Annotated in this window: 15 protein-coding genes; all 15 read right to left on the bottom strand. The window is 38.1% G+C overall.

Translation table 11 applies throughout. The features are described 5' to 3' along the window. Positions 1-15: 15 nt before the first annotated feature. The 15 genes from BMW42_RS02130 to rsmG all read right to left on the bottom strand — a co-directional run bounded on the left by BMW42_RS02130 (position 16) and on the right by rsmG (position 12,224). On the bottom strand, positions 16-612 hold the full coding sequence (locus tag BMW42_RS02130) for a 6-pyruvoyl trahydropterin synthase family protein (protein WP_092766224.1): 597 nt from the start codon (positions 610-612) through the stop codon (positions 16-18). A 162-nt stretch (positions 613-774) separates the two neighbouring features. Further along, the gene (gene gspK / locus BMW42_RS02125) at positions 775-1,731 is read right to left on the bottom strand and encodes a type II secretion system minor pseudopilin GspK (RefSeq protein WP_092766223.1); all 957 of its coding nucleotides are present in this window, start codon (positions 1,729-1,731) and stop codon (positions 775-777) included. Between the two features lie 16 nt (positions 1,732-1,747). After that, entirely contained in the window at positions 1,748-2,395 is a 648-nt protein-coding gene (gene gspJ / locus BMW42_RS02120) for a type II secretion system minor pseudopilin GspJ (protein WP_092766222.1), read from the bottom strand. After that, positions 2,392-2,784 carry a type II secretion system minor pseudopilin GspI gene (gspI, locus tag BMW42_RS02115; RefSeq protein ID WP_035264570.1) on the bottom strand — a complete coding sequence of 131 codons (393 nt, stop codon included), beginning with the start codon at positions 2,782-2,784 and terminating at the stop codon, positions 2,392-2,394. The genes gspJ and gspI overlap by 4 nt, the downstream gene beginning before the upstream one ends. Continuing rightward, complete coding sequence (locus BMW42_RS02110; protein ID WP_092766221.1) at positions 2,771-3,331, bottom strand: pilus assembly FimT family protein; 561 nt, start codon at positions 3,329-3,331, stop codon at positions 2,771-2,773. Before BMW42_RS02110 ends, gspI begins: the two co-directional genes overlap by 14 nt. Before the next feature lies 1 nt (position 3,332). Further along, complete coding sequence (locus BMW42_RS02105; protein WP_092766220.1) at positions 3,333-3,947, bottom strand: TetR/AcrR family transcriptional regulator; 615 nt, start codon at positions 3,945-3,947, stop codon at positions 3,333-3,335. Between the two features lie 45 nt (positions 3,948-3,992). Next, positions 3,993-4,766: a TatD family hydrolase gene (locus tag BMW42_RS02100; protein WP_035264578.1), complete on the bottom strand. Its 774-nt coding sequence runs from the start codon at positions 4,764-4,766 to the stop codon at positions 3,993-3,995. Between the two features lie 31 nt (positions 4,767-4,797). Continuing rightward, positions 4,798-5,139: a PilZ domain-containing protein gene (locus BMW42_RS02095; RefSeq protein ID WP_035264581.1), complete on the bottom strand. Its 342-nt coding sequence runs from the start codon at positions 5,137-5,139 to the stop codon at positions 4,798-4,800. A gap of 25 nt (positions 5,140-5,164) precedes the next feature. Beyond that, complete coding sequence (locus BMW42_RS02090) at positions 5,165-6,142, bottom strand: hypothetical protein (RefSeq protein WP_092766219.1); 978 nt, start codon at positions 6,140-6,142, stop codon at positions 5,165-5,167. A gap of 13 nt (positions 6,143-6,155) precedes the next feature. Continuing rightward, entirely contained in the window at positions 6,156-6,917 is a 762-nt protein-coding gene (gene kdsB / locus BMW42_RS02085; RefSeq protein ID WP_092766218.1) for a 3-deoxy-manno-octulosonate cytidylyltransferase, read from the bottom strand. A 9-nt stretch (positions 6,918-6,926) separates the two neighbouring features. Continuing rightward, positions 6,927-7,937 carry a tetraacyldisaccharide 4'-kinase gene (lpxK, locus tag BMW42_RS02080; protein ID WP_092766217.1) on the bottom strand — a complete coding sequence of 337 codons (1,011 nt, stop codon included), beginning with the start codon at positions 7,935-7,937 and terminating at the stop codon, positions 6,927-6,929. A 3-nt stretch (positions 7,938-7,940) separates the two neighbouring features. Then, positions 7,941-9,665 carry a lipid A export permease/ATP-binding protein MsbA gene (msbA, locus tag BMW42_RS02075; protein ID WP_092766216.1) on the bottom strand — a complete coding sequence of 575 codons (1,725 nt, stop codon included), beginning with the start codon at positions 9,663-9,665 and terminating at the stop codon, positions 7,941-7,943. Between the two features lie 233 nt (positions 9,666-9,898). Continuing rightward, positions 9,899-10,789: a ParB/RepB/Spo0J family partition protein gene (locus BMW42_RS02070; RefSeq protein ID WP_092766215.1), complete on the bottom strand. Its 891-nt coding sequence runs from the start codon at positions 10,787-10,789 to the stop codon at positions 9,899-9,901. Further along, the gene (locus BMW42_RS02065; protein ID WP_092766214.1) at positions 10,786-11,568 is read right to left on the bottom strand and encodes a ParA family protein; all 783 of its coding nucleotides are present in this window, start codon (positions 11,566-11,568) and stop codon (positions 10,786-10,788) included. The genes BMW42_RS02070 and BMW42_RS02065 overlap by 4 nt, the downstream gene beginning before the upstream one ends. A 23-nt stretch (positions 11,569-11,591) precedes the next feature. Then, on the bottom strand, positions 11,592-12,224 hold the full coding sequence (rsmG, locus tag BMW42_RS02060; protein WP_092766213.1) for a 16S rRNA (guanine(527)-N(7))-methyltransferase RsmG: 633 nt from the start codon (positions 12,222-12,224) through the stop codon (positions 11,592-11,594). Positions 12,225-12,265 lie beyond the last annotated feature (41 nt).

Below are 12,265 nucleotides of genomic sequence, written 5' to 3'. Positions count from 1 at the left end.
AAATCAATCACAGCTTTAAAGTTTTACTTGTAAATCTACACTTGGGTTCTTAAAAGTTAAGCCTTGTTTCAATTGTTCGTACATTTTAGGATCAGACCATTCATTTTGAATTTGTTCTGAGAATACGATTTGATCAAGCGCCAATAAGCCCATCTGTTCATTTAAGATATCTTCAGCAAAACTTTGCGCATAGCCTGTGTCAGTTTCATGCACGATCACTGAATAGACTTCGACATCACCTTCACCATTTTGCGTGATAGTTGATTTCAGTACTTGTTCTGCCAAATAAAAGAAAATTCGAGAAAATTGTTCAGCAGAAGGTGAAACTGGCAATGAAACCCAACGCGCACTAAAAGTTTTACATGCTTGAATATATTCAGCTGAATCTTCTTGCCAAAAACAAATCGCATGATCAAAACTATCATAAAGTTCTTTGATCACACCTTTCAGCAAACCAAAATCATAGACCATTTGACCATGATCTAGCTTTGAGGCTTTCAATAATAATTCGACTTTATAGCTATGACCATGAATTGAACGCTTACAGCGGTCTGATGTGCAATTTCGCACAATATGCGCGTTTTCAAACTTAAATAATTTTCGAATTAACATATGTCAGAGCAATAAAAAATCATGGATTAAAATGATTATAGTGCATATTCACACAACTCATCATTAATTTTAACGTTTTAAGCAATTGGCAAAACGTATTAAAAACAAAAAAAAATAAAAGCTATCATTCAATTTGTTTAAATTAATAGTTTAGCAATTTAATCAATTGGTTTGAAGAAGTGCCAAACTTCTTGAGAAGACATAAACCTTATCTTCATCACGCATCAGATAACTCGAAAAATATCGCTTTCGATCAGATAGCATGATTTCAATATCTGCTCGATAGAATGCAGATTTAACATCAAAATTATTTTTTGCTGTGCTTCTTGCTTCTTCACTTGACTGACTTAGAGTGTTGAGTTCCCATAGCTGATCTACGGACTCAAAAAATTCACCATTGGCTTTTTTCTGATCCAACTCACGCTGTACATTTTGCACATCCAAACTTGGGTCTATAGCAGCAATAATCATCGCTGGTGCTGTATTAATATTAATTTTAATTTCTTTTAAAGGTATCGCTGTAACATAAGGTTTTATCAATAAAAACTTATCACCTTCAAATCCTCGCACTTGCTTCAACTCTTCCACGCTATGAAAAGGACCATTCGCTGGCAAATAAGGACGCGTTAAACTTAAATAATAATTACTCTCTGCCCCCATCGCGCCAATCGTCAAATCATCTTGATCTTGCCAATCAATTACTGCTTCATTTAATTCTTCTGGCAAACCAAGCTTTGTTAATAATCCCTTAAAGTAATTCACCGCATTATCATTCGGCACGCCATCATCTTTGACCAAACTGTTTAAATTAAACTTACCCGTTTCATCAATAATTCGCCCTGCAACATAACCACCATCAATTGGAAATGGTGGCATCGGTTGAGCCCAAGTTTCTAGAAGATTATCTGATTTTGAATTGGATTTAGCATCTTGAACCAATAATTCTGAGAAAAAAGCTTCAGCACTTTTTGCATAATACAGTGCTTGGTTATGACGAATCACATAGGCCGTATTTTCACTGGTATTATATTGACGATGGGCAATCGTCGCAGCAATGATAGTTGCCAAAGCGACTAACATTAAAATCGTAATCAGGGCGATTCCTTTTTGCTGCTTCATGCATTTTTCCTAATGATTATTGACTAGATGCCGGTTTTAAATAGTCAGTATTAAGCAAACTGAAAATCCATTCGTATTCAACATCTTCTTGCTTAAATCTAATTCGCATACCTTTAGGCAATAGTCGAGCAACACCATCTTGAGCATCATTACCATTAGAACTTATTGTTGATGCATCCGGCCACGAATTCAATTCATTCGGGTTCAAAATTGTGATTTGAAACTCATCCACATTCTCTAGGATCGTACTGGATAAAGGTTGGGTTGTTTGAAGAACATTCAGATTGGGATACTTTAAACGATAAACTTTTCGATCTTGCGCATTATAACGATATTCTATTCTCTCAAATGGAGACAAACCCTGTTTCAGCGGGTCTGTGACCCCTGCCTTACTAAATTGTACAGACTGATCATCCAGTAAAAATGCAGGTTGGATTTGTCCTGCAATATTTGCAGTCAGCGGTACAATTTGCAAAGCATCTCTTTGCATTTGTAAATAACTATCTTGCAAACTGAGAAGTTGCTGTTCATGCACCGCATTGCGATCTTTGACTTTATTTAAATAATCAAAAATTTTCCATCCTAAAGCAGACAATACTGCAAAGATGGCTATGGCAACCAAAAGCTCTACCAAGGTAAAACCTTGTTGTTTACTCTTGATCATGAGTTGGATTGCTCTCTGATAGGATAGTTATAAAACACCATGGTGGTGACACCAGATTCAACTTTACCTAAATCATTGTTATATAGACTCACTTGCACTTCTATTTTCTGAACATCTGGGCTAATAGTCGCTTCTGATTTTTTATCAATTTGCCAACTTAACCCTTGAGAGGTAATTTGCTTCGATTGAGTTCCCTCTAACCATTCACCACTAATTTGCATTGCAGCGACTTCATTTTGTGCGACGAATTGTGCTTTTGTTCGTAAAATTGCATTCGCAGTCGCCTGTGTGTACTGCATAGCCACCTTCGTCAATGACATTGCTGCTACAGCAAAAATAGCCAAAGCCACCACAACCTCAATCAAGGTAAATCCTTTAAGCACCCGCATCGATTTTACCTAAGTAATCTATTTGAATAAGATCACCAATTGCTTTTTGTTCATAATACATTTGAATTGTGACAGGTTTAACCTCGCCATTGCCCAACCAAATTAATTTCGGTGCATTATTATTCATCAAGTCTGCATTAGTTGCATTTTCAAAACTATAGTCGCTACTTTCGATCTGAAATGAAACCTTAGCAGGTAGCTCTCTCGCAGAAAACTCTGGCATTTCAACCCAAGTGGAAGGTTGACGATTATTGTTCGATCCAAGCGTCTGCTCAGGACGAGTTAAATCATTATATTTTTGAAATGTATAGCGAAACTGATCACCATTCCATTGTGGCACCAATGCAACCACTAACGATTGATCAACAGCCTCTCGTTGAATACGTTTTAAATCTAATATTAAAGCTTCTCTAGCTTGCATTGCCTTACGTTGATCAATCCCACCAATATTCATCACCACCAATGCCGCCATGATGCTGATGATCACAGTGACCACCATCAATTCGATTAAAGTAAATCCGCCTTGACGGTGATCTAGAGATTGCATATTAGGCCACTGATTCTGTCAAATTAATCTGTTTAGGCATCATCAACGCTTGATCAATTAAAGCAACCCTTAACGTATCTCGACAGCCTAAATAGCGTTGATAGAAACTCGAGTTTAATATCGCAGCACCACCATGAGTAATCGACCAAATGGATGCTAAATAATCCCGAGAACTCATCTTACTTTGAATGGATGCTAGATGATTTTCTGTCATACGAATGATAATTCTGAGTCTACTTTTGCGAATCTGATACATTTCATTAAACAAATGATTAATACCCTGACCGGTTGTAGACAATCGCTCTTCAATTTGATGAAAGAGTACAGTACGTTCTGGATAATGCAAATGGTGCAACATAAAAAAAGCTAAATGTTCAGGAAATCCTTTTTCAGTATCTCGAACCATTTCTAATAACATGCGCTCATTACGAATAATGAGCAACATGTACAATTCATCTTTACTTTGGAAGTGCTTATAGAGTGTTCCTTTTGCCAAATCCAACTCAGCGGCCAATGCATCCAATGTCATGCCCGCTTCGCCGTTTTCCAAAAGAAGTTGTTCTGCGACCTGAAATATTAATGCTTCTCTCGCTCTAAACTGAGCCTGACGATCCATCTTCACTCTATAAACTCTCTTCTTTCTATTTTCCGTATTAAATTTTTACTGCATTCGTAGAAGATTCTCGAAATTTTGCGTTGTAATAAAGGCAATCTCCTCGACTGACTTATCATATACATCACTTAATGCTTTGGCTACATATGGGACATACTTTGGTTCATTAGACTTTCCTCTATATGGCATTGGTGCTAAATAAGGGCTATCAGTCTCAATTAATAGTCGATCTAATGGAACTTGCTTGGCCACATCACGTAAATCCTGAGCATTTTTAAACGATACTATTCCTGAAAATGAAATGTAATAACCGCAATCTAGAACCGCTTTTGCCGTATCCCAATCCTCAGTAAAACAATGCAAAATTCCGTGTGTCGACTTTTCAGCTCTTATAATATCTATCGTATCCTTTTTAGATGAGCGTGTGTGTACGACCACTGGCTTTTTCACCATCTGTGAAGCTTGAATATGTCGTGCAAAACATTCTTTTTGTTCTTTAACAAATTCAGTACTGTGATAATAATCTAGACCCGTTTCACCAATTGCCCAGACCTTATCTATACTCGCCAATTCAACCAAAGTTTCAACAGTAGCACGCTGCATGACTGCTGGATCTTCACATGGATGCACCCCAACACTGTAACCCACTCCTTCGTGTCGAGCTGCAATTTCTGACAGAATAATATGATCATCCAAATCAACCGATATCCCCATCATTTTTGTGACACCAGCATCAATCGCTTGCTGAATTGCTAAATCGATATTTCCCTCGTAAGGTTCAAGATTGAGCATGTTTAAATGACAGTGTGTATCTACAAACACAAGGACACCTTTTAATTTTTTAAGTCAGATTCTACATTGTAAAGCTTGCGCGTGCTGTTGACATACTTCCAGCGAGTATTTTTTCTGCTTCCATTTTGTAATAGGCTCCTTTATCTCCAGTTAACTGCAATCCAAAACCTTGTGGTTTAATGCCCGATTGCTTATACGAAATCCAAATCACCTTACCCGTAATTGGTATTTTTTGGGTTTGATTAGGAAGTGTTGCCAAGATAAAAATCTCTTCACCCATTTTGACTAGATGTTTGGTTGGAATAAATAATCCACCACCCTCAACAAAAGGCATATAACTAGATTGCAGAGTTTCGCGATCATTAATATTGACTTGTAATAAACCGCCCGGACTTGGCTGCATCTCTATCCCCTGTATTCAAACATGATTATTGAACATTCATTAATTTTATAAAAAGCTGATCAACAATTAAATTTGATTGAACATTCTGCTCAACCATTTGTTTTGCTTGATGCACATCGCTATAAATATCAAATAATTGCTCTAATTGATATTGCTCAGCTAACAAACTAAAATCTAAATCGCTATTTTTTACATTTTGTTCCATTTTATAGGCAACAAGATCAGCTAATAAGTACTCAAACATAACAATCAACTCGGAAAAGTTGAGTTGCTTATTCCATTTAGAAGCGTACTGCATTGGCATATTTTTTTGACTGACTAAATGATACCAATCATTTATAAACTCACTTCGCAGAGTTAACCATTCACTTGAGGCCAACTCAATAGCAGCTAAAGGCATACCATTCGACAGGTTAAGCAACAGTGTGCCCAAAGTCTGCTGCTCCGCATTCAAGTGCTCATTCAAATATGCATTGGCTTGATCATCAGTCAGCCGATCTAAGGCGTAATGTTGTAGGCGACTTCGTATAGTGGCTGGTAATTTTAAATAATGATCCGCCAAAAGAATAATCACAACACGCTCACCTGGTTCTTCAAGTGTTTTCAATAAAGCATTTGACGATGCGATATTGAGCGCTTCCGCCGGTTCAATCACAATAACCCGCCAACCATCGACGGTTTGTTGCACGAATGGCTGTAATTCACGAATTTTCTCAATTTTAATTTTAGCGTTTTGTTTCTTATTGTCCTCATCCGTCGTGACGTAAACATAATTTGGATGAGTATCTGATTTTAGCCACAAACAACTCGAACACTGACCACAAGGTTGATTTGGCTGCTTATCTAAACATAGCAGCCAAGTAACAAATTGCTGGGTAAAAGCTTCTTTACCACAGCCTTTTTTGCCATAAAAAAGCAATCCATGACCAACTTGAGGATACCGCTGAGTCAGTGTGCCCCATACATTAAGTTGCCAAGGATAAACATGCTGAGTCTGAGTCATTGAGTAATCTATACTATTGGAAATGAGAAATAGGCATTGCATTAAGACGGTCTAAATCTTGTTGCGTATCCACACCTGGTGGTAAGCTCACCTCTGCCAAATCAATTGCAATTCGATGACCATTTTCTAAAACACGTAGTTGCTCAAGGCTTTCTAAAACCTCAAGCTCACCCTGATCCCATGTCACATACTCTTGCAGCAACTTCACTCTATAGGCATATAAACCAAGATGTCGGTAGGCTTTAGGATGTAGTAAATGTGGTTGTTGCTTTGATCCATCACGATCATATGGAATGGTTGCACGACTAAAATAAAGCGCTTCATTGAATTTACTCATGACAACTTTCACAATACTATCGCGCTTAAATTCTTCTAATTCTTTGATCACTTCACACAAAGTAGACATTGAACATTCAGGCTTTTGCTCTAACAAAGAAGCAACCTGTTGGACTAAAGATGCAGGCAATAATGGTTCATCACCTTGCACATTTACAATAATATCTTCACTCGCCCAACCTTTGATTCGTGCGACTTCACTCAATCGGTCGGTTCCAGAAGGGTGTTCTGCACTGGTTAACACAACATCAATTTGTTCTGCCTTACAAAGATCAACAATTCTTTGATCATCAGTAGCAACACATAAATCATCAAACCCAGTCACTTTTCGCGCCTGATCTACCACACGTAAAATCATTTCACGCCCGTGTATTTTAAGTAGTGGTTTTCCAGGTAAACGCGAACTTGCAAAGCGAGCAGGTATTACAATATGTTTCATGGATATTCCTTATGTGTTTACGATACCGAGTTTTGCAAGCTGGTGATCCAGCAAATCATAACAAGCTGATGATAAAGCTGCTTCAACAGGAACCACCCAAATTTCACGACTAAATTCTGGATGTTGTTTTAACAAAGGGAGGAGTTTCACAGCATCTTTTTCAGTGGTGATGATTGGATTTGAATCTTCAAATTGTAAATCATCAATCTGATAATCATAATGATCAGGAAATTCATGACACTGAAAATGCTTTAAGCCCATACTTTCAAGGGTTTTATAAAACCGTTGCGGGAACCCAATACCAACGACCGCATAATAATTCAAATCAGTGGCAAAATATTCAACTTGATCTTCGACTGGATTTAACAAGTACGGCGCCGCTACTTGTAATTGCATATACAGATCTGAACTTGGTTGTTCAGCATGCTCAATTACTGTACCACTGCATAACCGTGCTACTGGCTCACGCAAAAAACCTTCTGGCAACAGTTTCTGATTACCCAAACCACGATTGTTATCCAGCACAATCCATTCTAATTGACGATCAAGTGCCCAATGTTGCAAACCATCATCACTAATGATCAAATCAAGTTGATGCTTAGAGAGAAGCAACTCTATGCTTTTCTGTCGTTGCCCACCTACGACCATCGGCACGCCAGTAGATTGCACAATTAAACAGGGCTCATCACCCACTTCATTTGGCTCAGAATCCAGATTCACGCTTGCAGGAAAAGGACCTTTACCACCATAGCCTCGACTAATTACTCCAACTCGAATATTTTTTTGTTGAAGATATTTAACCAATTGAATTAATAACGGTGTTTTACCACTACCACCTACCGTTATATTGCCAATGACCATGACAGGAACTGGTGCAGTATAAATAGGTTTTATACCACGTTGATACAAGGCTTTGTTCAGGGAAAATCCTAATCGATAAAGCAATGACAGGGGTCGCAATACAATCAACCACTTGGATTGCTTATTCCAAGCGTTTTGAATGACCTGCGCAATAGACATAACTTATTCCTCAAAATTACGTTGATGCAGTTGGAAGTATGCACCACGCAAATCGAGTAATTCCTGATGTGTTCCCTGCTCTAATATTCGACCTTTATCCATTACCACAATAAGATCTGCATTCTCAATCGTTGATAATCGATGTGCAATGACAATCGTTGTCCGATCCTGCATCGCTGCATCAAAAGCACGTTGAATGAAGTATTCAGACTCATTGTCTAATGCGCTTGTCGCTTCATCAAGAATTAAAATCGGAGCATTTTTTAAGATTGCGCGAGCAATTGCAATACGCTGTCTTTGTCCACCAGATAAATTTAAACCTTGAGCACCTAATGGTGTGTCATAGCCTTGAGGCAGTGCCATAATAAAGTCATGGGCATAAGCAGCTTTCGCAGCAGCAATAATCTGCTCTTCCGAAGCATCTTGTAACTGTCCATAAGCAATATTCTCACGAACAGTTCGGTTAAACAGCACGACTTGCTGATTGACCATAGCAACTTGTGAGCGTAACGCTGTAACTTCAATATCTTGAATATCATGGCCGTCAAATTTGATTGACCCTGAACTTAATTCTTGAAAACGAACCAATAAGTTAACTAAAGAAGACTTACCAGCCCCCGAACGCCCCACCAACGCTACAGTCTGCCCAGCTTTAACATTTAAATTGAAATCATGGATGGCATGGAAACCATCGCTATATGTTAAATTTGCCTGATTAAATTCAATATTGCCTCTGAGTTGTGGTTTTAACTGCCCTTCATTTTTTTCTTCAGGCATATCCAATAATTCAAATACTGAATGTGCTGCAGCCATTCCTCGCTGTAATTTTTCATTGATATCGGTTAAAGCTTTAATCGGCTTACTCAACATACCGGCTGCAGTAATATACGCAACAAACTGACCCGCTGAAGTATCCTGTAATATCTCAGGTCTTAAAGCAATCCAAATCACAATACTTAAAGCGATCGCCATAATAAGTTGTACAACAGGACTATTTAATTGTTGTACTGCAACCATTTTTAAACCACGACGCAAGTTTTCGAGTGAGGTTTCTTTAAAACGAGTTTGCTCGTATGCCTGTCCACCAAACCCTTTAACAACTAAATTACCATTCACGGTTTCTTGCACTACATGGTTTACATCACCCATCGTATCTTGCACTTGAGTAGACAGCTTACGCATACGTTTAGCAGCTTTTCTAATCAAAAAACCGATTAAAGGCGCAAAAATCAAAATACATAAAGTCAAGCGCCAGTTGGAATAGAACAAATATCCTAACAGCGCAATGGTGATCAAACCTTGTTGTAATAAGGTTCTTAATGACTCCGTTGAGGCAGCAGTCAGCTGTTCAACGTTGTACATAATTTTGGCAGTAATATGACCACTAGTGTTATCTAAATAATATTGCGACGGTAATCGCATTAATTTAGCAAAAACTTCTTGGCGAATATTAAAAATTAGATTTCGAGAAATCACCGAAGTGTAGTATCCACCTAGAAATAGCCCCACTCCTCGTACAAACATCAAAACCACAACCAAAAATGGGAATAAGTTCGTGAAACTTCGATCCTGTTCTTGAATGGCATTGATAATATGCTCTAATAATTTCGCAACAGAAACTTCAGTCGCGGCATTCAGCACAAAACCAAATACAACAATCAATGCAATCGTCCAGTACTGTTTTAAGTAACTCAACAAACGCATATAAACTTTAAAATCTTGCTTCACTCACAACCTCTAATTGGTACGGTATCCTTAAACACCTAAACAGATTCAGCACGTATGCAATTTAATCATACATAATTCGAACATCGAATGCTAAAGTCTGCCCCACTCTAAAATCAATGACCTGATTGTATGGAATGATCAAAGTAAACCTTAGCTCAATTGGAATATTGAGACCTAAATGACTTAAATCTCAAACTCATCTAAATAAATCACATTTACTGCTTTTAAATTAATTATTTTTCATCTAAACAGATATTTAGAATACCATCTAACTCATCAAGTGAATGGTAATGAATCACAAGCTTACCTTTACCTTGCTTATTGTGATCAATTTTAACATCTGCACTGAAACGTTCAGAAAGACGCTGAGTCAGTTGCTCTAAATCAGCTGAAATTGATGGTTTTGGCTTATCCTGTTTTGGTGCATTAAAATCACGCACTAACTGTTCTGTTTGACGAACAGAAAGGTTTTTTTCAATGACAATTTTTGCAATTTCAATTTGGTCTTTTGCACGCAAAGTCAATATTGCACGCGCATGCCCCATATCTAATTGACCTTGTTGGATATGGTCTTTAATCGGATCCGCTAAGCTTAATAAGCGCAATAAATTACTTACCGTAGTACGTGCCTTGCCCACCGTTTCAGCAATTTCTTGGTGACTTAATCCAAACTCTTCATGAAAACGCTGCAATGCCATAGCTTGATCAATTGGATTTAAATCTTGGCGTTGAATGTTTTCAATTAATGCCAACGCAATTGCAACTTGATCTGACAAATCACGAACAATTGCAGGAACTTCATTTAGTCCAGCGATTTGAGCTGCTCGCCAACGGCGCTCCCCTGCAATAATTTCATATTGATGTACTTCATCCTCAATTGGACGAATGACAATCGGCTGCATGATGCCATGCTTTTTAATAGAAGATGCTAATTCCTGAAGGTCTTCTTCATGAATAAAGCGTCGCGGCTGATAATTACCACGTTTAAGAAGTTTGACATCTACTTGTTTGAGCTGACCATGATCTAATGACTGTGCTTCTAATTGTAATTTTTCTTTTTGAATAGAGCCCAATAACGCATCTAAGCCACGACCCTTTGCTAAGCCTCTTTTCTTCACGGTCATGCTTTACTTCCTTTTTTCACTTTGGTTTTTTTTAACATTTCAGCAGCAAGATTCAAATAAGCCACTGCACCCTTAGAACTTTTTTCAAAATAAATAATCGGCAACCCATGTGCTGGCGCTTCCGCTAAACGCACATTTCGAGGAATAACCGTTTCGTATAATTTTTTACCAAAATACTGCTCCAACTCATCGGACACATCACGTGTCAGCGCATTTCGAGCATCGTACATGGTACGCAATACACCAATGATTTCTAAATCAGGATTTAACGCTTGTTGAATACGATCAATCGTTTGTGTTAAATCCGCCAAACCTTCCAAGGCATAATATTCACACTGCATTGGAATGATCACGCTTTTAACAGCAGCCAATGCATTTACCGTGATCAAACTTAAGCTTGGTGCACAATCCACAATGATGTAATCAAACTTATCTTCAATTTGTTGGATCGCATCACGCAGAATAAATTCACGACCGTCTTGCTCAGCAATGGCTAATTCAACACCTGCTAAATCACGATTGGAGCCAATTACGCGATATCCAACTTCAGCTTTAGTGATGGCAGTTTCAATTGGCACTTCACCCAGTAAAACATCAGTTACTGAGTATAAGAGATCATTCTTTTGAATACCTGAACCCATAGTGGCATTGCCTTGAGAGTCCATATCAATCAACAATACTCGCTTTTTAAGCACTGCTAATGATGCAGCCAAATTTACAGCAGTCGTGGTTTTACCTACGCCACCTTTTTGGTTCGCAATAGCAATAATTTGAGCCATGGTAACCCCAATCCCTAGATTTTTTAAATTTGTTTAAGTAGCAATAAATGACGTTGTTCATCTAAACGAGGAACGTGAAGCTCAATAATTTCGCAACTCAACTCATCTTTATGGTTTTCAATTTCCTCAGCAGGAATTAAACCTTTCATTGAAGCAATAATACTGTTTTCATGCATAAAAGGACGAGAAGCAGTAATAAAATCTGTCAGTGAGGCGAAAGCACGACTGGTAATTACATCGAATTTACCCAGTTCATTAATACTCTCTTCATTCTCTACTCGAGTTTGAACTGCCACAACATTTTTTAGTTTTAGATCAGCAATAAACTGTTTGAGAAAACGAATTTTTTTTCCATTCGAATCCAGAAGCACACAGCTTCGCTCAGGTTGACATAGCGCGATGATCATCCCCGGCATACCACCACCGGTACCGATATCAAGCAATCGCCCTTGAGGCAAGTCTTTCAAGATGCTGAGGCTATCCAATAAATGCTTAACTAACATTTCTTTAGGATCACGAATCGCGGTCAAGTTGTACGCCTTATTCCACAATACAAGCGCATCTTGATATTTTAATAATAAACTCAACGCCTCATCACTGAGTGATAAACCTAGTTTTTGACTACCTTGTTGTAACTCATGAAAAAAAGGATGCATAAACAGTAAACATCTCAATAAAATTAATCAAAGTATACCGT

Origin of the sequence: Acinetobacter sp. DSM 11652 (assembly GCF_900109815.1) — a bacterium.
Taxonomy (GTDB): Bacteria; Pseudomonadota; Gammaproteobacteria; order Pseudomonadales; family Moraxellaceae; genus Acinetobacter.
Note: the sequence above shows the minus strand (reverse complement) of the source record. Positions and strands in the feature narration are given on the sequence as shown.